Origin of the sequence: Rhodococcus sp. NPDC056960, assembly GCF_042674125.1 — a bacterium.
In the GTDB taxonomy this organism is placed as follows: Bacteria; Actinomycetota; Actinomycetes; order Mycobacteriales; family Mycobacteriaceae; genus Rhodococcus_F.
Window position 1 is genome coordinate 308,995 of sequence record NZ_JBHURF010000009.1, and the last position, 21,568, is coordinate 330,562.

Here is a 21,568-nt window from a genome sequence, read left to right on the forward strand (position 1 = left end):
CTGATGTAATGGAACGATCCCGCTGTTGTCAGAGTTGTCCGCCGGCGTCGACGGTGTGCGTGGTGCCGGTGATGTATCGGCCGGCGTCACCGACCAGGTAGAGCACCGCATTCGAGATGTCGATCGACTCCAGTGCGGTGACGGGAAGTGCGTTGAGTGTAAGCGCCGCTTCCTCGAAGTCCGCACGGGTGGGGTGTCCGAGATCCGGCCGGAACAACTGGTAGGTGGGCTCGTTGAGTATCATGTCCGTCGCGACCGTGGTGGGATGAATGGTGTTGACGCGGATGCCCTGCGGGGCGAGTTCCTGTGCGAGCACGCGCATGAACCCGATCAGGCCGGCCTTGGCGGCCGAGTAGTGCGCGGTGTTCGCATTGGCCTTCAGGGCCGCGAGGGAACTGGTGATCACCACCGAACCGCCGCGGGCGCCTGCGATGATGTGGGGTACCGCGGCGACGCAGCTCTTCCAGACACCGGTGAGGTTGACGTCGATCATCGTCGACCACGTCTGTTCTGACATCTCCAGTGTGGGCGCGGGTACCGAGATACCGGCGTTGGCGAGCACGATGTCGAGTCGGCCGAGTTGCGCGACCCCGTCGTCGACGGCCGATGTGAGTGCGGCGAGGTCCCGGACGTCGACCTCTGCGGTCACGATCCGGCGGCCGAGGGCCTTGACCTGGCGCGCGGTCTCGGCGAGATCGTCCGGGGTGCCGTCGGATACGGCACGGTGTCCACCGGGCGGCAGACATCTACCGCGATGATGTCCGCGCCTTCCCGGGCGAGGAGCAGTGCGTGACTGCGACCCTGGCCGCGCGCGGCACCCGTGATGAATGCGACCTGACCATTGAGTTGTCCCATGACAGTTGACCTTCCGGCGCATGCAGCGTCGCCCCGAGCGGCGCTGCGTCGTATCGAGCAGGTTATGTCATGCAGTGACAAAACATCAGGGTTTGGGTGATTCGGTAGGGAGGTGGTCCGCCGGGCACTCGGACTTGAGACCATCGACACGTGACCAGAACCGGCGACCGAACCCCTGCGCCCGTGGAGCGCGGTGGGCGTCCGGCGGCGACCAGTGCGCACGAGTTGGCCGAGGCGGCGCAGCGGCTGTTCCTCGCGCGCGGATTCGAGCAGACGAGCGTCGACGAGATCGCCGCCGAGGTCGGCATCAGCCGCCGCACGTTCTTCCGCTACTTCCCGACCAAGGCCGATGTCCTCTGGGTCGAGTCGGACGCCGAGCTGGCCAGGCTGTGCGAGCACCTCTCGGCCGGTCTGCCGCACGAGCCATACCGGACCGTCGTTACACGGGCGGTGATCGAGGCCCTGCACGTGCCCGAAGACCAGCACGAGTGGGCGCGACACCGGGCCCAGCTGGTGCTCAGCGTCCCCGCGGTGCAGGTGCACGCGGCGGCCCGGTACGCCGCGTGGCGTGCTGCGGCCGCTGAGTTTGCCAGTGCTCGATCGGGGGAGGCGACTACCGCGCTGTTTCCGATGGCCGTCGGGTACGCGGTGCTGGCGGCGGTCCACACCGCGCACGAGTTCTGGATTGCCCACCCGGGCGGTGACCTCGACAAGGCTCTCGCCCGGTCACTCGACCTGCTGCTGCCGCCCGAGCCCGCCACGTGGTGAGGTCGGGTGGTCGGGCCCGTGCGGCGCGGGTGTCACAGCTCCCGGGTGATGCCACTGCCGTGGGAATCGGCACGGGCTGATAGGACCCACTCGATGATCCCCTGGCACCGTCTCACAGCCGAACCATGTGTGATGCACGCCCGTCGTCGGCCTCACCGGACTCTCGATCGACTGGGCAACGGGACCCCCGAACCGCCTTCGGCGACGCCGACGAGTACGGGCCCGTCGCGGCCCGCCGCCGCCGCCGTCGCCGACCGGTGGCCCGATCTGGTCATCGCTTCCTCTCGTTGGAGCGACGATCGATTGGCTCACAGGGCTCCTTGTAGCCCACCGAGGGCAACGGGCCCGCACGTACCTGAGAGGGCCCACTGTCAGCGAGGAAAGAGGTGTTCCATCAGGTGCCCCAGGGCGCCCTCGTCCAAGCGGGGGAGGATGTCCATCCACACCCGCAGTGGTGGCCGTCCGATCACGGGTACGTCGACGAATACGAGGGAGCGCTGCGGCGAGGACCAGTCGCGCATGTCGAGTGTCGAGCACCCGGGGGTCGGTTCGAAGCCGCTTGTGCACACCACCCGCACTCCGGGCTCGACTGGAGTCAGAACGCGGGTTCCCGGGACGTCGGGGTTCCAGAAACCGGGGTCCTGCGGGCCGAGCACGTCGTTGACGAACACTTGGGAGCCACGAGGAATCGATGGGGTGGCGGGGTCGGCGCCGGCGGGGGCTGAGCCGATCAGAGTCGTTGCGGCGGCCAGAGCGAGAGCGGCGCCGGTACGCCGTTCGGAGGGAATCGGCAGGGCCATGTCGGACTCCTTGGGCAGGGAACGTGCGAAAGCGTGTCCTCACGTTAGCCGTTGTCCACATCGAGCTTCCGCTTCGCGTGGCTCGCACGGACCGGTTCCCACACCACCACCCCACGGCAGGCAATGAGGTGCCGGGATCCCTCTCCGTCGCCCTCAGCGCACGTACGCATCCACGTACGCACGGTGGGACCTGTTCAATCGCCGCCCCATGGGGTGCCCTGACGACGGCGATCACCCTCCGATCGATCCCTCGGGCCCGGCTACTTCCGACCGGCGGTCCATTTCAGGCCCCAGCGATAGGCCTTCGAGACGTCGGATTGAGTTCCGTTGATGTACCGAACTTCTCGGGTGACGGTCAGCTCGTTGCGTTCGTTCTTCAGGACGGCGATGGCGCAGGAGCGGGCGCGGTTGTCGGGGGAGTCGAGGCGTACTTCTACTTCGGGTCCGTGGGGTGGGTACAGGGTGACCACTCCGTCCGCGGCGGACCAGTTCGGGGCGCCGTCGTAAATGTAGGCGAAGATGAGGATGCGTTTGAAGTCGGCGAGGTGCGCCAGGTTGATGTGGAGGTTCTCGCCTCCGGCGTTGAGTCCGGACCGGTCGTCGCCGTCGAGGGCGATGTAGGGCGGGTAGTGCAGGTCGCCGAACGCATTGCCGAGGGCTTGCACGATACCCTTGGATCCGTCGGTGAGCTGGTACAGGCACGCGAGGTCGAGGTCCATCGCACCATTGCCGCCGAGGAGGCCACGCCGGCCGCGGGTCCAGTTGAGGTTGACCCGCATCGTTCCCGTTTCTCCGCCCTTGGCGAGGGACACGGTGGGGCTGGCCTTGGTGAGGGTGATCTTGCTGAGCTGGACCCGCTGCTGGGGTGCCGGCGGCGGGGTGGGCTGTGGTCAACCCGAGGGCGGGTGCCGGGATCGACCCCAGCATTACGCCGAGGCCGGCGATGGCGGCGAGGCTGCCGGGAGCGGAGTCGTCCATGCTCACGGCCAGACGCAGCCTGTCGATTCCATGGGGCACTTTGGTGACGTCGACCGCGACCGTGCTGGGACCGGCGAGCCGGACCGCTCCCTCGGGGGAGACGGGTCGGGTGAAGAAGACGAAGTCGCTGTCGTTGCGGACGTTCCCGGTGGCGGTGACCTGAAAGACCATGAGGTCGACGGACCCGGGGGTGACACCGGACACGGTGACGGTCAGCTGCGGTGAGGTCAGCGGGGTGTTCTGGCCGCGGACAAGCGAAGTCGTGGGTCTCTCCTGCGTGTTGCGTCGGGATAAAAGGTGCTGCTCGCCAGGCGTGGCCGGCACCGGGGGACGCTCGTGTCTGCTGAAGGGCCCCGGCGTGATGACGGGCTACCACGACCGCCCCGACGCCACCGCGGAGGCGCTCGAGTCGGACGGCTGGTTCCACACCGGCGACATCGGCGAGATCGACGCCGACAATTACCTGCGGATCACCGACCGCAAGAAGGACATGTTCAAGACGTCGCAGGGCAAATACGTCGCGCCGTCCGCGATCGCGGCGACATTCAAGGGCATTTGCCCGTATGTCGGGGAGATAATCGTGCACGGAGAGAGTCGCCCCTACTGCGTCGCGCTTGTCAGCCTCGACGCCGAGGCCGTCACCGAATGGGCGGCTAAGAACGGGCTGAGCGACAAGTCGTTCGCCGAGATCGCACGGCACGACAAGACCCGCGAACTGATCGGCGGCTACATCGATGAGCTCAACGAGCGGCTGAACGGGTGGGAACAGATCAAGCGATTCGGCGTAATCGACCGAGAGCTGTCCATCGACGCGGGCGACTTGACACCGAGCATGAAGCTGCGCCGTGCGATTGTCGTCGATCTCTTCGCCGACAGCATCGACACGCTCTATCTCTGACCGATCGTGTCGTGCCGCGCCTCCCGCGCGGACGCGTGCTATTAGGGACCGATGACTCTGGCCCCGAACAGAGGTGCACCCACACAGTTGAATACATGCTCAGCACCGTTCTCGACGTCTTCCGGCTCCGGCAGTACTTCAATGTCATCACCCGCACGCGTGAGTGCGCAGCAGGAGTGCTCGAAGACGGCGGGTTCCTCGCCGATGTCGGCCGGGCCGCAGTTCCACTGCCCGCCCGGACACGCGCACGGCGCATCTGGCCCTTTCCGCCGATGTCGCCGTACCCCACCACCGTGGCGGAGGGCCAGCGGGTAGCGCTGGTCGCAACAGGAGGAAGCGGCGCACTCGCATCCGTCGTAGGGGTGGCGCGCGCTCTCGAGGAGGGCGGCATCCGTCCCGCCGTCATCTCCCGTGTTCCGGATCGGCAATGTTCGGATTCCCGATCGCGGCTGGCATCTCCGCCGAGGACGTCGCCGCGTTCCTCCTCGGACTGCAGCCCGATGACTATCTCGATGTCGGCTGGCGCCGGCTGCTCCGCGTTGCACCGACGGCCGGCAGGGGATTCGCCGGCATCCTGCGCGGCGAGGCGATTGAGCACGTCTATCGGAATCTCCTCGGTGACATGACCCTCGGTGAGATGCCCATTCCGGCGTATGCGCCGATCTGGAACATCGAGCAGAACCGTCTCGTGTATCTCGGGACTGGTACCTATCCCGATCTGCCGGTGGCCCGCGCGGTGCGCATGGCCGTCGCATTGCCGCTCTTCATCCAACCGGTCGAATTGGAGGGTTACCACTGGTGCGACGGCGGGATCGTTGACATCTTTCCCGTCCACCCTGTCCTCGACATCGAGGCACCCTGCGACCTGACCCTGGCTGTCAACGGCTTCTACCCGCCCGGATTCGAGGGCGAAGACGCTACCGGCTGGGAGGATCGGCGAGCGAGCATCCTGTACGTCGCGAGCCAGGTGCGCACGTGCCAGCAGATCGAGTTGGCTCGGCAAAACCTGTCCAGGCTTCGGTCGGCGTCCCTGGTGACGATGATCGAGCCCGTTCCGTACGAGACTGTTGCTGGCGTCGGCTTCTACCGCCAGTTTCTGAGCACCCGCGACTGGCCGCGGTTCATGCAGGCCGGATACCACGATGGCAGACAGGCGCTGGCAGCTCCCAGCGGCACCCAAAGCGTGTAGGCCTGAACCCAGAGGATCTTCGCCGGCGATGGGCGGACGAACGACCCTATTGGGCCCACTCGCGAATCACTAACATCGGGAAAAGAATGACACGCACAGGCGCAAAGGCAGATCTTCATGGTTGGTACGCGTGAATCGCATATGACCCAGCCGGACTTCTTCTCCTGGAGAATGGAAGAGGACCCGATCCTGCGGTCCACAATTGTGGCTGTCGTACTCCTCGACACCACACCGGACTGGGACCGTTTCGTCCACATGATCGACCGAGCGACCCGGGTGGTCCCGAATTTCCGGCACAAACTCGTCCCGGCGTGGATGGGGTTGGCGCCACCACATTGGACGGTGGATCCGGACTTCGATCTGTCCTGGCATCTGCGCCGGTTGGTGCTTCCCCAACCCGACATCGGGACAGTCCTCGACGTCGCGCGGCGATCGGGGATGGAGTCCTTCGACAGCCACCGCCCGCTGTGGCAGTTCACGATTCTGAGCGGACTCGACAACGGTCGCGCCGCACTGGTTCTCAAGGTTCACCATTCATTGACCGACGGTCTCGGCGGCATCCAGATCGCAGACCAGATAGTCGATTTCGCCCGCAAAGGGACGGAGCGAGGGCCGCTCCCGGCCGCTCCCACGCCAACGGAGACCAGCGCTCTCATCGACACGATGGAATGGGACATGGCAACGGGTATCGAATTGACACGGAAGGCTGCCGGTTCTGCGATGCCGGCGGTGCGCCGCTCGCTCGTGAACCCTCTCCGCGCGGTGCACTCCGCCGCGTCGACCGCCGTCGCGGTCGCTCGCTTCGCGCGTCCCATCTCGAACACCCTTTCCCCTGTCATGACCGGACGCAGTCTCAGGCGACGGTTCGCGGTGATCGATGTTCCAGTCGAGCCATTACATCGGGCGTCGAAGCGCGCCGACGGTTCACTCAATGACGCGTTCCTCGCTTCGATCCTGCTCGGGCTGCGGAAGTATCACACCCTGCACGGTGCCGACGTCGAACGCCTGAGAGCGACGGTGCCGATCAGCTTGCGCACCGACGCCGACCCGTTGGGCGGCAATCGCATCACGCTGGTGAGGCTCGCCCTGCCCGCGAACGTCACCGACCCAGCCGAACTGATGCATCGGATCGACGGGATCATCGGCACGTCCCGCCACGACCCCGCGGTCCCGCTCTCGAACGCCATCGCCGGCGCACTGAATCTCGTTCCGTCCAGTTATCTCGCCTCGATTTTCAAACAGGTCGACTTCCTCGCATCCGACGTGCCGGGTTCACCGATCCCGCTGTATGTCGCCGGCGCCCAGATCGAGCGCTACTACGCCTTCGGACCCACGCTCGGCACCGCCCTCAATGTCACACTCATGTCCCATACCGATACCTGTTGCGTGGGAATTAACGCCGACACCGCATCGGTCCCGGACCTCCAGGTCATGACCGACTGCATCGTGGATGGCTTTCATGCAGTTCTTGGCACGGGTGTGGGGGAACCTCCCTCTGCGGCGGTTCTCACGCCGTCGTGGGTCAGTGACTGAACCCCTGCTGCTCGTCCTTCGGACAGCCGGGCCCGAACGGATCAACTTGCACACCCCCGCCAGCACACACGATCCAAGATCGGGCGGACAGTCAACGGCCGCTCGCAACGAGAACGGGTCGCGACTTCGTCCGCCCGCAGCCTTGGCCTCGCGGGCACCTCACATGGGTACCCGCCAGAGAACTGGTGGTGTTCGACTGGCGGGGACCATCGTCGCGGTGCACGCCCTCGGGCGTGGGCGGGCCCTCGTTGGCATGACAACAGTCCTGACCGGCAGAGGGGATCCGTCGCCCTCACGCACCGGGATGGGTCCGTCGGCGGCACACCTGCGGCCGACAAGAAGATCCGACGTGCCGCCAACGCCGGCGAGGTAGTTCGTCCGAGCCACCTTCAGCGCCGCGTCGCCTGCCGTGGGCACGGCGCGCCCCGAAGGCCACGACCATCCGCCCGCGCGTGGCAACGACCACACGCGGCTGTGCTGTGATGACGCTCTGAAGGTGAATCTGGCTGCAAACGCAGTCTCCACCAGCTGCGCTTCGATGATCGACGCGATCCGTGCACGATCGACTCGTTCGGGAAGTCGGGTCGAAAGGTTTCAGGCACTGCTGGCGGCGCTGGGAACACGTTCGGACAGAAATTGCCGTAATGAGCTGTTCAGGCGCCATCTCTGGCCCAACGTCCACGTCACGAAATTGCGGCATCACCGAGGACCCCGTCGATGATATTGAGGGTGCGATCGGCGTAGAGGGTCATCCTCGGGTCGTGGGTGACGATGACCGCGGCGGTGTCGCGGGCGCGGACCTCGGTCACGATGAGCTCCATGACTTGTTCCCCCAGCTTGGTGTCGAGCGCCGACGTCGGCTCGTCGATGAGCACCAGGTCGGGTTCGTTCATGAACGCCCGGGCCACCGCCACCCGCTGACGCTCCCCGCCGGAGAGTTCGGCGGGCAGGTTGGCCGCGCGTTTGTTCAGTCCCAACTCGCCGAGCAACTCATCGGCGCGAGCTGCCGACGTCTTCTTGTCACGCCGGCCGAAGTCGGCCACCACAAGCAGGTTCTCGCGGGCGGTGAGGAAGGGCACCAGGTTCACGCTCTGGAACACGAAGCCGACATTCTCGCGCCGAAATCTGGTGAGCCGCTTGGGGTCATATTCGCTGATGTCGTCTCCGGCAACCACCACCCGGCCGTCCGACGGCGACAGCAGCCCCCCGGAGATGGACAGCAGCGTTGTTTTGCCCGAGCCCGAGGGGCCGACCAGTGCAACGATCTCCGCGTTGCCCACCTCGAGAGAGGCATCGTCCACCGCGACGATCTCGGCGCCGCCCGACCGATAGACCTTGCGGACGTTCGTGAGTTTCAGTGCGGTCATAGCTTTCCTGGCCTCAGCTGATAGCAGTTGCGGGATCGATACGGACGACGCGGCGCAGGGAGATCGCAGAGCCGAGGGTCGACATGACGACCAGACCGACAACGACCTCGATTGCCCGGCCCGCGCTGAGTTGCAGCGGCACCTGCGGCGGGATCACACTGGCTACGGCTAAGGCCAGCAGGGCGCCCAGTACGAAGGACACGACCGTGATCACGACGGCCTGCAGGACCACCTGCCCGAAGAGCTGGCCGCTCGATGCGCCTATGGCCTTGAACACGGCGTACATCCCGAGGCGTTCGATGGTGAGCAGGACGAAGAAGAGCGCTACCACCAGCGCCGCCACGAAGAACGTGGTGTCGATGATGGCGTTGAATGTCGACCGCTGCTGCTTGATCCCCGGCAGCGAGTCGACGGCGAACGAGCGCGTCACCGTTTGTGTCTTTCCGCCGGTGGCGGCGTCGATGGCGGCCGCCACTCGGGTGGGGTCGGCGCCGGCAGCGGTCGAGACCGTCAGCACCTGGTAGGTACCGGGCGCCAGCACCTGGTCAGGGCGGGCCGAGCGCCTCGCGCCACGTGTCGACGCTGCCCCACAAGCCGCCCTGGTGCACGAAGTTGGTGTCGGACACCCAACCCACGACCGACACCGGGTACCGCTTGGGCCCGAGCAGCAACGTGTCGCCCGTCTTCACGCCGTAGGCCGTCAGGCTGGTGTCCGCGTAGACCTGGCCAGTCTCCTCCGGCGGCGCGGGAACACCGCGCGGCGCGCGCTGATAGCCGAAGAGCGCCACGCTGGCCTCCGTGGACTGGCCGGGTACCTTGGCCCCGAGTAGGACGGTCCCGAGGCCGCCGACCTGCTCGACACCCGGCACGCGCTCGACTTGGGCTGTCGTCGCAGCGTCGATCCGCGAGCGGAGCACCGACAGCTTGGCGTCGGCGGCGTAGGTCACAAGCGCACCCGGCTGGGCCCGCAGCGCCCCGGTGAATCCGTTGTAGAGGCCGTCCAGCAAGCCTCCCAGAGTTAGCAGCAACGCGGTGAGGAGCACCAGAGCGACGACCGCGGGCGCAAACCGCCAGGGCCGGCGTCGTAGCTCCAGAAGCGCCACCTTCATTCGATGCCCCCGACCCCGGGGCGGCCAACGGCTTGAAACGGATCGATGCGCAGCACACGCCATACCGAGACGGCCACCCCCAGCAGCGACAGGACCACCACCACGACCGTGCTGATGACGAGCGCGCGCGGATCGATGACCAGCGGGAGGCCGGTGTTGGCCACCGCGGTGGCCGTCACGAGCAACCCCACGGCGACCAGCAACCCCACACCCAGCACCAGGACGACCTGCTGGATGAGGCCGCGCACCAGATAGCTCGCCGGTGCCCCCACCGCTCGCAGCAGCGTCAGGGCTGCAGTCTTCTGCACGGTCAGGATCAGGAAAAAGAATCCGGTCACGAGGGCGACTACTACGACAGCGAGCGCCAGCACGATAGCGAACGACCCCTGCGTCGATGAAACGCCCGGCGCATTGGCCACCGCGTCGCTGCGCGACAGCGCGGTCACCTGCGGCACCGTGGCGTTGATGGACGCGGCAAGCGCCTGCGGGCCGACGCCCGACGACGGGATCACCGCCACCGCCGAGGGCAACACCATGGTCGCGTCGGGGTTCGCCGCCTTGCGCAGAGCGGTGAACGTGTCGAAGGTGACGAACAGGGTCGGCTGCACGTTGAATTGACTCTGCCCGGTCAGCCCCACGATGGTTACTGGCGACCCCCCGGCTGCGGTGGTCACCGTGTCGCCCAGGGCGAAGCTTCTGGCCTCGGAGCTGGCTACCCCCTCGCCGGGCGCGGTGGCCAGTCGGCCACTGATCAGATTCGTGGGCTGGCCCGGCTTGCCTGCTTCGGCTCCGACCACGGCCACGTCGATCTGCCGGCCTTCGGCCAGCACGGTCATCGTCGCCTCGCCCAGCGATCCGAGCTGGCCCACGCCGGGCACGGCGGCCACCTTGGCAGCGATCTCAGGGCTCAGCACGCTCGCTTCGAGGCTCTTGCGAGCTTCGGAGCTGTAGACCAGGACGGTGCCGGACTGGTTCTGCAGGGCACCGGTGAAGCTGTTGAGCAGCGAGGACGCCAATGTCTGCTGAAAGAACACCAGGAACATGAGCAGGCCGATCGCCCCGGCGAGCAGACCGAAGCGCACGGGTGCACGTCGGATCTCCCGGCTGGCCAAGAACACAACTCGAACCCTACTGACACCAGGGCGCCTGCGCGTCAGAACGCGGCCCTGCACGACCTACGCGCCGTCCTGGTCTACATCGAAATTCTGCCCGACCGGCTCGAACCCCTTGGACGGCTCGAACCGTGGCTCGACACAGTGCTCGGAAACTATCATGTTGCTTGAAAAGTATAGCGGCACGGTTATTTTGGGACAGGCCGCAATGAATTCCGTTGGGTTGTTCACATTCAGGCGGCAACGTCGGTCGCGGTGACTTCCCGCCAGACCATGAAGAGGTCGGCCATCTCGCTACGCCATTGAGTCGCCGAGAGTCGCTGCCGGTGGGCCGGAAAGTGTGGGGAGGTGCCGCTGAACGCGGACCGGAACTGTGGCCGCGTCGTAGGCGGCAATGTGTTCGTCGTACGGAGCTCGGTGGCGGAGGCAACCGTGGAGGATGCCGACGAGATGGTTACCGAGGGCGCGGAGCGCTTGGTGGTGCAGGTCGCCGGCGTCGCGTCGCTGGTCGTAGAAACACCCGAGCACCGGGACTGGACGAGAGCGCGCAGAACGCCCATTGGTCGATGGCGTACATATCAGGTTCCACGGTTCGGTGTCACTTCTCGGTACCTCCGACCTGCAGGTTGCCAACGTCATGTCAGTGCATGATTCTCACGAACTGTCGGAATCCTCAACCCGGCCGTATCCCATAAAACGACCGTCGGCCGTTCAGTGATCGTGACCGGCGAGGCCGGTGAAGGTTGCACCTGAAGTTTTAAACCGCCGGCCGGCTGATCTTGCATGAGTTCTGGCGACCCGCAAGTCGAAAATAGCTGACACAAGATGTCAGGGTCTGGGTGCAAGCATGGTTCCACCATTCGGCGACGATCGCGGACGTGGACCGGACCTCGGATCGATGCAACCACAGACAATGAACGGTTCTCCGATTACGCCGCAGCCATCGGCCGCCGGATCGTCCTCCTGGAAACCGGTAACTCAGACACCTGAGAGTATCGGCGCGGACGGCGCGTGAAGCCGGCGATCCCACAATGATCGGCATGTCCGACAGGTCGACTGGGCCCGGCCGGTAATCTAGGTGCGGCTGCGCCAGAGGGGCCGCGCCGCTTTCCGTGCCGCCTGCCACTGATCGTGCAGGCGTGCGGCCTGCTCGTCGCCGATCTGATGTTCTCGTTGGTAGAGGATGCCGAGCCCGAAACTCGATTCCGCGGTGTGCTCGTGCGCTGCGACGATGTTCCGGAGCCGCTCCCGTGCCACCACGGAGTCCTGGAATTCGCCGAGGACGTCCTGGAAGTCGTTGAACCGGAACAGCGCACGGGCGGTCTTCTTCGGGGCGAGGGGGCGGATCACTTCCATGGCGTAGCGCATCCGCTTGGCCCCCTTGCGGGCGCGGTGGATCAGTTCGTCGCGTTCGGTGCGCGAGGATGCGGCGCTCACCGTGTTCACCCTCGTGGACACCTTGGCGGCGAGACGCCTCAGTGTCCGGGCGAGGTCCTCGGCCGTGCTGTCCGGGGCCGGTGCCCGCTCGGCGGGCTCGCGGCCGGTTCCGCCGGTGAGGGAGCCGACGAAGTCATCGAGTGCGCCGAGCAGCGTCCCGTAGCGCGCCGAGTCGAGCGCGGCGAGCGCCGATTCCCGGGCCGTCTCGGCCTGCTCGGAGAAATACTCGTTCACGCGGGCGTAGACGGCTTCGGGGTCGGGCAGGGCATCGGACTCGGAGATCCGGGCGACGATCCGCTGCCATTGGACCTCGACGTCGCGGGCGTCACTCAGCCTCCGGCCGAGCCACCGCAGGTCGAGGATCAGGGGCTGTGCGGCCTCGGCGAGCCCGAGTCCGGGGGCGTAGGTCTGCAGGGCGCTGCGGGCGCGCCGCGATGCCTTGCGCATGTCGTGGATCGATTCCGGCTCGTCGCGTCGGACGGCGAGGTCGGCGGCCCCCAGGTTGCCGATCTCTCGCTCCAGGTACTGGTGCAGGAACTCCCACGGTGCGCTGGACTTGCGGATGCGTCGTTCCTCGCCGGCGGGGGCCTGTGTGGTGGTCATCGGAGCCCTCCCTCCGGGGGTAGGTGAACCCCTCACTCCAGGGTCCCACCACGCCGGGTCCGTGGGTGTGAGTCGATCGAAGATTCTCGATGTTGTCGCGGTTCAAGGTCGCAACCAGCGGCGGCACGCCACTAATTGCGGGTACGGCAGAGGCACATTTGAGGTGATCGGTTATCTTCCGTCGCACCGTACGCGTACACCTGGGTCCACGAGGCCGAAAACCGTAGGGCCACTTCCGCAGGAAGAGTCCTGACGGCGCTCGGGTGGTGTCCCCGGCAGAGGACACGCTGCAGCCGGCACCGGTTTCTGGTGGTGTCACCGCCGGTCGCCGGACCGTGGCGTGCCCATCGTTCCGCCGAAGTTGCGGTCCGGGATCGGCAGCCGGGTGCGGTCCGGCTCGAACTTGCCCATCGCCTCCGCCAGCGCCGATTCCAGGCCCCTGAGGCTCGCGCCGTCCGTTTCCACGACCGACTTCATCGGTGCACCGCCGAGTACCCGCTCGACCGCAAGCCGGCTCGTCGTGGGGAGGACCGCGATCACCACACCCGTGCCGGTGCTGAGCGCCTGCCCGATCTTCTCTTCCAAACCGCTCTCGAGCCGATGGTGGGCGAACTTGCCGACCAGCGCGCCGGCCCCCGCACCGACTACGGTCGCGGCGAGCATCGGCGGCGCGAACAGGCCGACCGCCAGACCCACCGCGGCGCCTCATCCGGCGCCCTTGCGGCCCGCATGATCCCCGGTCTCGACCAGGGTGGCGTTGCCGTCGGCATCCTTGGCGACCAGCGCCGCGCCGCGCAGCGTGATCGTCCGTGCCCGCACCTGATCGGCGAGGGCATCGAAGTCGAGGCGACCGCGGTCGAGATCCTGATAACCGGCCACGAGAACCAGCATGGTGTCGTCACTCATGGTTTCTCCACATCGGAGGTCGCCCCTTCGATGGAGCGACTCTCCTTCGATGCTTGTCGGTTCCCCGGTGGGGCGACAAGGAGGAGAAAGTCCTCGAATCCGCACCAAGGCTGATGGGGGCGTACTCGCTCGATTACGGCGACCGCTGGCTGTGGCCCCGGGACGCGGACGTCCTCGAACGCTCCGTGGCGAAGAACGCCGGGCGGGGGCCTCCAATAGCGACCCGGCCCTCGCGTCGCCGACGCACTTGTGCAACCCATCGGCGGGGTCCGTTGTGAAGAACCTTCGGCGCGGGGGTCTCATCTCCGCCGCTTGGGCGGTGGAAGCACCTACTGCCAGCGGTGACCGACATCCGCAACATCTACCTGGCCGCCTCGTCTTCCTCGCTCGAGGGCATCACTGTTTACCGCTGCGGCAGCAAAGAGGAGCAGGTTCTCACCCTCGGCACGCACGAAACGAGAACCTCAAAGGCGGACACCGGCTTCACGGGTGGTTGCGCCGGTCGTGCCTGCGAGTTCTGAAGAATGCCCACAGAGCGAGGCGAGTGCGTCCGCCACGATGGCGGTCCGATGCGGTGACCTTCGTACATCTCGCGTTGCCCGACACGCCGCGCCATAAATTGTGAGACCGGGGAGTGCCGCTTCGGTCGAATGGTTTGCCGGATCTGCGAGATCAGGGTCAGAGAGCGAAGGGATAGGTTTCGGGCCGCTCTCCGTCCACCCAGAGACTGGTGTACTCGAGAGGTTCGAGAGCGCGGGTGGTGTCGATGTGGATCATGGCATCGAACTGCTCGGACAGCCGGGTGTGGAAGTAGTGGCTGTGCCGCTCGGTCTCGGGCAGGTAGATCACACCGATCGCCCGTTCCAGGCGTGCAGCCCGTAGCGTGTCGGCGACCGGCCCGTCTTGGGTGCGGATCAGGAACGACTCCTTTCCGACCTCGTGGAACAGTTCCTCCACGCTGCTGGGCAGGGCCGCGCGGACCACCTTGCGTTCTGCCGGTCCACCCCATTCGCTGGCCGCGGTGACAGTGCCGGAGTGGGTACTGAAACCGATCAGGCGGCAGTCGTCGCGGTAGCGTTCGCGGACGAGTTGTCCGACCGTCAGCTCGCCGTGCATGCCGACCTCGGTGGCACGGGCGTCACCGACGTGCGAGTTGTGGGCCCACACCACGACCCGGGACGGACTCTCCGACCGCCGGTCCAGATGCGCAATCAGCGCATCGAGGGTGTCAACCATGTGACGGTCCCGGAGGTTCCACGACGCGACCCGCCCGCGGAACATCGTGCGGTAGTACTCCTCGGCATCGCGCACACTCCAGGCGTTCCGCTCGGCGTAGAACTGGTCGTCCTCCGCTACCGTGCCGTCGCTGCGGAGATAGTCGCCCGCATGGCGGTGAAGGTCCGTCAACTGCTCGACCACCTGCGCCTCGCAGGATTCGCCGGCACCGAATGCTGCGGCGTACCCGTAGGCCTGCCCGTCGTCCCCGGACCGGTGGTCGAAGCAGGAATACCGCGCCCGGGCGCGGCGTGCGGCCTCCGGATCGACACGCTCGAGATAGTCGACGACCTCGTGCATGGACCGGTGCAGGCTGTAGAGGTCGAGTCCGTAGAACCCTGCCTCAGGGCCCCGTCCCGGCGCGCAGCTGTCGTTGTGGTCGCGCAACCAGGCCACGAAATCGAGGACGACGGTGTTGCGCCACATCCACGCGGGGAATCGTTCAAATCCGCGGAGTGCCTCCTCCGCGGACGTGTCCGGGCCCTGCCCGCGCACGTATCGGTTGACCCGGTAGGCGTCCGGCCAGTCGGCTTCTGCCGCGACAGCGGTGAAACCCTTTTCCTGGATCAGAATTCGCGTCATCTCGGCGCGGGCAGCGTAGAACTCGTGGGTTCCGTGCGAGCTCTCCCCGATCAGGACCACGCGTGCATCACCGACGAGGTCGAGCAGGTCGTCGTGAGAGGGGACACCATTCGGTGCATCGCGGGAGGAGAGACGGATAATGCCTGCTGCGGAGGTGAATTCGAGTATCCGCGCATCATGCGCGCCGCGGCCGGTGGTCGGGGTGGCCACGAGGTCCCGCACCTCGTCGTCCGTTACCTGATTGAAGTTCCAGAACGAGGCGCCGACCGCCCGGAACGGGAAGGGCATGGTGGCGCACACGACGTCGTCGACCATGGCCCCGAGTGTGCGGCACGTCGATTCCGGGGCGGCGGGTACCGCGACGACGAGCTGGGCCGGCTCGTGCTGGCGCAGCGATTCGATTGCGGCGAACATGCTGGCCCCGGTGGCCAGACCGTCGTCGACGAGTATCACGATCTTGCCGGTGACCTCCGGCGGAGGTCGATTACCCCGATACGTCGATTCTCGCCGCGCCAGCTCGCGCCCCTCCCGGTCCACCACCTCGCGCAGTTGTTGCGGGGTGATGGCGAGGTCGCGGAGCAGGTCGTCATTGAGGACGATCGAGCCGCCGCTGGCGAGTGCGCCCATGGCGAACTCGTCGTGGCCGGGTATCCCGAGTTTGCGGACGACGAAGGTGTCGAGCGGTGCGTCCAGTGCGGCTGCGACCTCCCAGGCGACGGGAACCCCTCCGCGGGCGAGGCCGAGCACGACGACGCGAGGATCGTACCGATATGCCTCGAGTAGCTCGCCCAGCACCCGTCCTGCTTCGCGGCGGTCCTGGAACACGTGTTCGGGCCTGTCTGCAGGTGTTCCGGTGGAACTGCTCATCGGATTCTCACTCCTCATGCGTCGTCTGGAAGCCACTCAGCGATCACCCCTCGATCGTGGCGCGCTCGGCTCTTACGGCGACAGGGCCGAAGGGCACCAGGGCCACGAGAGTGAGACCGGTCGCCGAGCGGGGGCGGCGGCATCGTGGAGGTTGTCATGGTGATTGACTACGATGCGCCGCGGGGCACCGGCATAGAGGACGCCGATGCCGACGACAGTGGACGCGCTGACCGGCCGACGACCTGAACGGGGGCCGCCGGTCGGGCACGTCCTCCGGGGCCGGCGCGGGAACCAGTGCCCGGGGTGGGCGCCTCTCGTGGTCGGTGCGCTGGGGGGCGAGGTGCTCACGAATCTGCGCGGATTGTACGCAGACGACGAAGGATCGAACTGATTGAGGAACCAGACCCGCTGCTGCGCCAGCGACAACGGGATCCGTCCGGGACGCTCGCGCCGCGTCAGCGCGAGCCGCCCCGAGGACGCGTCCGTCCCCGACGTGGCCACTGCGGACACAAGTTCACGCACAGTGGGATTGTCGAACAGCGTGCGAACGGAGACACGGGTGCCGAACGCCGAACCGCCGACTCCGCGTACATCACCCTCGAGGGTCACGGCCGCGAGGAGTCGGTAGTGCCGGGCGCCGATCTGTCTCGTACCGTGGGCTGGTTCACCAGCGTGTATCCGGTGCGCCTCGCCCTGGAAGGGCTGGACACCCAGGACGCACTCGTCGGCGGCGCGTCGGCCGGTGCCGCGATCAAGGCGGTGAAAGAGCAGCTCGTGGCGGTCCCCGACCGGGGCGTCGGGTACGGACTGCTGCGATACCTCAATTCGGCGACGGCCAACATCCTCGCGGGCTTCGACCCACCCCAGGTCGTCTTCAACTACCTCGGAAAGACCGGGATGGGCGATCTGTCCCCGGAGATGCGTGAGATCGGCTGGGTGCCGGATCTCGCGTCGTCGCGAGTCTTTTCGGGTGAAACCGATCAGGACATGAGCGCTTCCGCAGCGATCGAGATCAACGTCGGCGTAACGGATACCGATGCCGGACCGCGACTCGGAGCTGCAGTGCGGTTTGCCGGTGAACTGCTCGCAGCCGACGACGTTCGCGAACTCGTCGATCTGTGGCAGCAGGCGCTCGTCTCACAGATCGAACACGTCGTCGCCGGATCCGGTGGGGGACTGACCCCGTCGGACATCGGCACGGTGGCGCTCACCCAGTCCCAGATCGAGGTCTGGGAGCGGACGTACCCGACCCTCGAGGATATGTGGGCGCTGTCGCCGCTGCAGGCCGGTTTCCACTTCCATTCGCTGTTGGCCGCCGAGCACAGCGTCGATGTCTACCATTCTCAGCTGCGGATGACCCTCCTGTCAGGCGGCGCCGGCGGCCGCCGACCGAGGCGCAGCCGGAACGGTGATCTTCTGGTTGACCAGCATGTTGAGCGAGACACCCCGCTCTTCGGCCTCGATCGCCAGGCTCCGGCGCACCTGCGGGGAGGTCCGCACCATGAACTTGGACGGTCTGGGTGCATCCGTTCCGCGTGGTCGCATCGGCTGACAACGAGGGCCGGCCCACGCTCGAGGGCGTGCACCGCGACGGTGTCACGCTGGTCGGTTCCCTGTTGATCGGCGTCGACAATGCCGTCGGGGGCGAAAGCTCGGTGTTCGGCCCGGACGGCGAACGACTCGTGACCGCGACCCTGCGCGAACCCGGCACCTTCCTCCTGGGCGACGACCGTTGCACCTGGCACGGTGTCTCGCCGATCCGACCCGTCGACCGCGGTGAGCCGGCCCGGACGGACGTGCTGGTAGTCACCTTCACACCGTCGGCTTCTTGCGGCGGGCCATGAGCACGAAGGCCGCCACAGCCACAGCGACGGGCAGGACGCTGACGGTCAGCATGGTGAGTCGCACCGCGTCGGCGAAGTCCGCTCCGAGGTCGAGACCGCCCACCTGGCGAAGCAGGTTCGGGTCGTACCCGGCGCCACCGAGGCTCTGCGCCACCGAACTGCGCGCGGCATCCACGGCTTGCTCGCCCTGGGTCGCCGTCAGTCCGCGTGCCTCGGTGTCGGCCAGCCATTCGCGCTGGAAGAACACCTTGAGAAGCAGCAGGTACACGGTGGGTCCGAACGCATAGCCGGTCATCCCGAAGGCCAACTGCACGGAAGCCACCGTTCCGGACTGCCCGCTCGGCGCCTGGGAGAGCACCGTCTCGGACACCGATGTGGAGGTCACCATCGAGCCCAGATTGTACAGCCACACGGCCGAGACGAGCAGCCACAGCGCCATCGTCGGGTCGACCGTGCCCGCCATCAGCAGTCCGGCGGCTGCCATGAACAGGAGGCCGACGACCATCACCGGTCTCGGCGAGAACTTCCCCACCAGGCTCCCGGACAAGACCACGAAGCCGGCGATCAGCAGCGTGCCGGGGAGGAACAACAGGCCGATGGTCTCCGGCGACAGCGCGAGCACCGCACTGCCGAACTGCCCCAGGACGATGCCGAGCCCGGCCATGAGGAAATTCAGCGTGAAGGTCGCGGCCAGAGCCACGCTGAAGGGCCGGCTTCCGAACAGAGCCAGGTCCAGTGCCGGTTCGGAGGTGCGGCGTTCGTGGCGAACGAACAGCACGGCGGCGACCACGCTGACAGCCAGCGGCAGCCATGTCTCGGGCCGGAACATGCCGTTCTGCGCGGCTGCCAGTCCGATGACGAGTGCCAGGAGCGCCGTACCGACCAGGGCGACGCCGACCACGTCCAGCCGAGCGCGATGCTGAACGGGCGTCTCCGGGACGTACCTCGCCGTCAGCAGAAGCGAGATCACGGCGAGCAGCGGTGCGACCAGGAACACGACTCGCCAGCCGACGGCCGCCACCGCCCAGCCCGTGAGCGCCGGGAGTACCCCACAGAGAACCATCTCGACGGCCACGAAAACGCCGATGGCCGTCGGCCGCTGCTTGTCCGTCACGGAAGCCTTGAGCAGGGCCAGCGGCACGCCGAGCAGCGCCGTCATTCCCAATCCGTCCAAGACTCGCATCGCAAACAGAAAGGTGTAGTTGGGCGAAAGCATGGAGAGCAGGTCGGCGACCGTGACGACGACCAGTCCCGACATCAGCAAGCGTCGAAGCCCGAACGCGTCGCCGAGGTTGCCCGCGGCGAGGACGGCGGCGGCCATCACCAGCGTCGCCATGCCGCCCAGCAATCCGCCGAACTGCGGTGGCACATCGAGGGCCCGGCTCACCTGCGGCAGATTCAGGCTCAGCACCAGCGGGTCGACGACCGTGATCGTGAAGGCGAAGGACAGGGCCAGGATGATCGGCAGGGTCCTCAGGTCGGCCTGCAACCGAGACGTAGGCACCGCCCACCTCCCCAGCTCCCACATCCGACGTGATCGACTCTAGCCTCCGGCCTCCGCATCCCGTCCGAGGTTCGGAGGACCGAACCGACTGCCCGACCCAGGGGCTCGTGGTGGATGCGAGAGACCGCCGTCGTCGAGGATCTAACCGAGAGCCGGCCACCGACGCGTTGCGCGCGGTCGTGGGGGCTACGCCTGGAACGGCGTGTCCGAGAGGGCGAAGTCGACGAGCCAATGTAAGTCGACCTCAGGTCGATGCCCGAGGCGACGAACCACACCCGATCCTGGGGCCACCACAGATCCGGCCCGCACGACCCCAACATGCGCACGGCATCGCGCACGGTGCCGGTGCGGTCCCACCGCAGCGCCCACCACGAAGAATTCCGCCCACATTCTCGTTGCGGTGCCCGCCGCAGTGCACCTGCCTGGGTTCCGCGGCCACCATGCCCGCTTTACTGCCCGGATCCTCAGTACGGGGTGGGAATCCAGTGCAGTGGTTGCCTCGACGGCTCGTAGCCGTGCGGACCCCGTCGCTCGGGCAGCGTGATGTCGGGCAGTTCCAGAGGTTCGTAGGGAATCTGGCTCAGCAGATGGCTGATGACGTTGAGCCGGCCGCGTTTCTTGTCGTCGTTGACCGCGACGTACCACGGTGCCCAGCCGGTGTCGGTGAAGTGGAACATTTCGTCCCGCGCCCGCGAGTAGTCGTACCAGTGGCTGTACGACTTCAGGTCCAGCTCGGACAGCTTCCAGATCTTCCGTGGGTCGTCGATCCGGCTCTGCAGGCGCAGGGTCTGCTGTTCCTGGCTCACCTCGAGCCAGTACTTGAGCAGGATGACACCCGAGTCGACGATCGCACGCTCGACCGTCGGCACGAGTTGAAGGAACTGCTGCACCTGTGCCTCGGTGCAGAAGCCCATCACCCGTTCGACGCCCGCGCGGTTGTACCAACTGCGGTCGAAGATCACGACCTCCCCGCCGGACGGCAGATGGGGCAGGTACCGCTGCACGTACATCTGCGACTTCTCGCGATCGGTCGGCGCGGGCAGGGCGACGACCCGGAACACGCGGGGACTGACGCGCTCGGTGATCGCCTTGATCACACCGCCCTTCCCGGCGGTGTCACGGCCCTCGAACACGATGCAGATGCGCGCACCCGACGCTTTCACCCACTCCTGCAGCGCGACGAGCTCGCCGTGGAGCGGACGGAGCAGGCGGCGGTACTCCTTGTTCTTCATCGGTGGCGCGGGCTGGTCGGCGCCGGGCGACGGCAGGTCGAGCCCTGCCGTCCCGTGCTTCTTCTTTCCCATGGTCTCTTCCGGTCGGCCGGGGGATCAGACCCGATCCGGCTTCCAGGTCGACACGGCCCAGATGACCACGATGTCGAGCGCGATGATGAGCAGCGACCACCACGGGTAATAGGGCAGCCACAGGAAATTGGCGAGGATGGAGACGGCCGCGATCACGATTGCCGAGACCCGCGCCCACCCGGCTCCGGTGAACAGTGCGAGACCGATCCCGAGAACCAGAACGCCCAGCACGATGTGGATCCAGCCCCAGGTGGTCAGGTCCAGTTTGTAGACGTACTCGATACCGACCACGAACATTTCGTTCTCGGCGACCGCGGCGATGCCTTGGAAGATCTGGATGATGCCCACCGTCACGAGGATGAGAGCCGCCCCGATCGACGTACCAGCCGCGACGCCTTGCTTGACCGACGGTGTCTCGGACATGACCGTCCCTTTCCTTCCGCGCGGGTCCTTCCGCGGGCCGGGCGGCCCGGTATCACCATTGTCCGCCGTTTCCCCTGGTGGTTGTCGAGAAACTGCCTTTTCCGGACCTGCCGATACTGTATTCGTCCCAGAACCAAGCACATTCAGGTATTTGACACCGAACCGAGCTGGTCGAGAAGTCGTTTCGTGTCTTGACGATGGTGTCGCAGCGGGA

Annotated in this window: 18 protein-coding genes and 7 pseudogenes; 7 read left to right on the plus strand and 18 right to left on the minus strand. The window is 66.7% G+C overall.

Going from position 1 to position 21,568, the window contains the following annotated elements; translation table 11 throughout:
• Nucleotides 1–28: 28 nt before the first annotated feature.
• Nucleotides 29–855 (minus strand): annotated as a pseudogene (locus tag ACFTWF_RS16855) (mycofactocin-coupled SDR family oxidoreductase).
• Between the two features lie 150 nt (nt 856–1,005).
• Here ACFTWF_RS16855 and ACFTWF_RS16860 point away from each other — a divergent pair.
• Nucleotides 1,006–1,623, plus strand: a complete 618-nt coding sequence (locus ACFTWF_RS16860; protein WP_378462335.1) for a TetR family transcriptional regulator — start codon at nt 1,006–1,008, stop codon at nt 1,621–1,623.
• Nucleotides 1,624–1,994: 371 nt separating this feature from the next.
• Here ACFTWF_RS16860 and ACFTWF_RS16865 read toward each other — a convergent pair whose 3' ends face one another.
• The 3 genes and pseudogenes from ACFTWF_RS16865 to ACFTWF_RS16875 form a co-directional block, all read right to left on the minus strand.
• Nucleotides 1,995–2,423: a hypothetical protein gene (locus tag ACFTWF_RS16865; RefSeq protein ID WP_378462336.1), complete on the minus strand. Its 429-nt coding sequence runs from the start codon at nt 2,421–2,423 to the stop codon at nt 1,995–1,997.
• Between the two features lie 260 nt (nt 2,424–2,683).
• Entirely contained in the window at nt 2,684–3,235 is a 552-nt protein-coding gene (locus ACFTWF_RS16870; RefSeq protein ID WP_378462337.1) for a Tellurium resistance, read from the minus strand.
• A gap of 214 nt (nt 3,236–3,449) precedes the next feature.
• A pseudogene (locus ACFTWF_RS16875) lies at nt 3,450–3,725 on the minus strand (TerD family protein); the annotation flags it as partial.
• A gap of 16 nt (nt 3,726–3,741) precedes the next feature.
• Between ACFTWF_RS16875 and ACFTWF_RS16880 the strand changes: the two are divergent.
• The 3 genes and pseudogenes from ACFTWF_RS16880 to ACFTWF_RS16890 form a co-directional block, all read left to right on the plus strand.
• A pseudogene (locus ACFTWF_RS16880) lies at nt 3,742–4,299 on the plus strand (long-chain fatty acid--CoA ligase); the annotation flags it as partial.
• A gap of 427 nt (nt 4,300–4,726) precedes the next feature.
• A complete protein-coding gene (locus ACFTWF_RS16885) occupies nt 4,727–5,488 on the plus strand; it encodes a patatin-like phospholipase family protein (RefSeq protein ID WP_378462338.1) in 762 nt (253 codons plus the stop codon).
• Between the two features lie 141 nt (nt 5,489–5,629).
• A complete protein-coding gene (locus tag ACFTWF_RS16890) occupies nt 5,630–7,021 on the plus strand; it encodes a wax ester/triacylglycerol synthase domain-containing protein (RefSeq protein ID WP_378462339.1) in 1,392 nt (463 codons plus the stop codon).
• Between the two features lie 324 nt (nt 7,022–7,345).
• Here ACFTWF_RS16890 and ACFTWF_RS16895 read toward each other — a convergent pair.
• The 9 genes and pseudogenes from ACFTWF_RS16895 to ACFTWF_RS16935 form a co-directional block, all read right to left on the minus strand.
• Nucleotides 7,346–7,599: pseudogene (locus ACFTWF_RS16895) on the minus strand (nicotinate phosphoribosyltransferase); the annotation flags it as partial.
• Nucleotides 7,600–7,704: 105 nt separating this feature from the next.
• On the minus strand, nt 7,705–8,388 hold the full coding sequence (locus tag ACFTWF_RS16900) for an ABC transporter ATP-binding protein (RefSeq protein ID WP_378462340.1): 684 nt from the start codon (nt 8,386–8,388) through the stop codon (nt 7,705–7,707).
• Nucleotides 8,389–8,401: 13 nt separating this feature from the next.
• Nucleotides 8,402–8,929 (minus strand): ABC transporter permease, encoded by a 528-nt coding sequence (locus tag ACFTWF_RS16905; RefSeq protein ID WP_378462341.1) that lies wholly within the window; start codon nt 8,927–8,929, stop codon nt 8,402–8,404.
• A gap of 4 nt (nt 8,930–8,933) precedes the next feature.
• Nucleotides 8,934–9,497, minus strand: coding sequence for a hypothetical protein (locus ACFTWF_RS16910; RefSeq protein WP_378462342.1), 564 nt, complete (start codon nt 9,495–9,497; stop codon nt 8,934–8,936).
• A complete protein-coding gene (locus ACFTWF_RS16915; protein ID WP_378462343.1) occupies nt 9,494–10,579 on the minus strand; it encodes an FtsX-like permease family protein in 1,086 nt (361 codons plus the stop codon). Before ACFTWF_RS16915 ends, ACFTWF_RS16910 begins: the two co-directional genes overlap by 4 nt.
• A gap of 324 nt (nt 10,580–10,903) precedes the next feature.
• Nucleotides 10,904–11,180: pseudogene (locus ACFTWF_RS16920) on the minus strand (hypothetical protein); the annotation flags it as partial.
• Between the two features lie 503 nt (nt 11,181–11,683).
• A complete protein-coding gene (locus ACFTWF_RS16925) occupies nt 11,684–12,649 on the minus strand; it encodes a CHAD domain-containing protein (protein ID WP_378462344.1) in 966 nt (321 codons plus the stop codon).
• A 315-nt stretch (nt 12,650–12,964) separates the two neighbouring features.
• Nucleotides 12,965–13,345, minus strand: a complete 381-nt coding sequence (locus tag ACFTWF_RS16930; protein ID WP_378462345.1) for a DUF1269 domain-containing protein — start codon at nt 13,343–13,345, stop codon at nt 12,965–12,967.
• Between the two features lie 9 nt (nt 13,346–13,354).
• Nucleotides 13,355–13,555 (minus strand): hypothetical protein, encoded by a 201-nt coding sequence (locus tag ACFTWF_RS16935; RefSeq protein ID WP_378462346.1) that lies wholly within the window; start codon nt 13,553–13,555, stop codon nt 13,355–13,357.
• A gap of 341 nt (nt 13,556–13,896) precedes the next feature.
• Here ACFTWF_RS16935 and ACFTWF_RS16940 point away from each other — a divergent pair, with 341 nt between their 5' ends.
• On the plus strand, nt 13,897–14,076 hold the full coding sequence (locus ACFTWF_RS16940; protein WP_378462347.1) for a hypothetical protein: 180 nt from the start codon (nt 13,897–13,899) through the stop codon (nt 14,074–14,076).
• Nucleotides 14,077–14,233: 157 nt separating this feature from the next.
• On the opposite strand, the gene ACFTWF_RS16945 is transcribed toward ACFTWF_RS16940, so the two are convergent.
• Nucleotides 14,234–16,279 carry an erythromycin esterase family protein gene (locus ACFTWF_RS16945; RefSeq protein WP_378462348.1) on the minus strand — a complete coding sequence of 682 codons (2,046 nt, stop codon included), beginning with the start codon at nt 16,277–16,279 and terminating at the stop codon, nt 14,234–14,236.
• A 303-nt stretch (nt 16,280–16,582) separates the two neighbouring features.
• On the opposite strand from ACFTWF_RS16945, the pseudogene ACFTWF_RS16950 reads away from it, so the two are divergent.
• Nucleotides 16,583–17,494 (plus strand): annotated as a pseudogene (locus ACFTWF_RS16950) (condensation domain-containing protein); the annotation flags it as partial.
• A 150-nt stretch (nt 17,495–17,644) separates the two neighbouring features.
• Here ACFTWF_RS16950 and ACFTWF_RS16955 read toward each other — a convergent pair.
• Complete coding sequence (locus ACFTWF_RS16955; RefSeq protein ID WP_378462374.1) at nt 17,645–17,824, minus strand: toxin-antitoxin system HicB family antitoxin; 180 nt, start codon at nt 17,822–17,824, stop codon at nt 17,645–17,647.
• Between ACFTWF_RS16955 and ACFTWF_RS16960 the strand changes: the two are divergent.
• Nucleotides 17,788–18,123 (plus strand): annotated as a pseudogene (locus ACFTWF_RS16960) (2OG-Fe dioxygenase family protein); the annotation flags it as partial. The gene ACFTWF_RS16955 and the pseudogene ACFTWF_RS16960 overlap by 37 nt on opposite strands.
• Here ACFTWF_RS16960 and ACFTWF_RS16965 read toward each other — a convergent pair.
• The 3 genes from ACFTWF_RS16965 to ACFTWF_RS16975 all read right to left on the minus strand — a co-directional run bounded on the left by ACFTWF_RS16965 (nt 18,092) and on the right by ACFTWF_RS16975 (nt 21,354).
• Nucleotides 18,092–19,612, minus strand: a complete 1,521-nt coding sequence (locus ACFTWF_RS16965) for an MFS transporter (RefSeq protein WP_378462375.1) — start codon at nt 19,610–19,612, stop codon at nt 18,092–18,094. The pseudogene ACFTWF_RS16960 and the gene ACFTWF_RS16965 overlap by 32 nt on opposite strands.
• Nucleotides 19,613–20,091: 479 nt before the next feature.
• Entirely contained in the window at nt 20,092–20,931 is an 840-nt protein-coding gene (gene ppk2, locus ACFTWF_RS16970) for a polyphosphate kinase 2 (protein ID WP_378462349.1), read from the minus strand.
• Between the two features lie 24 nt (nt 20,932–20,955).
• The gene (locus tag ACFTWF_RS16975) at nt 20,956–21,354 is read right to left on the minus strand and encodes a hypothetical protein (protein ID WP_378462350.1); all 399 of its coding nucleotides are present in this window, start codon (nt 21,352–21,354) and stop codon (nt 20,956–20,958) included.
• Between the last annotated feature and the right edge of the window lie 214 nt (nt 21,355–21,568).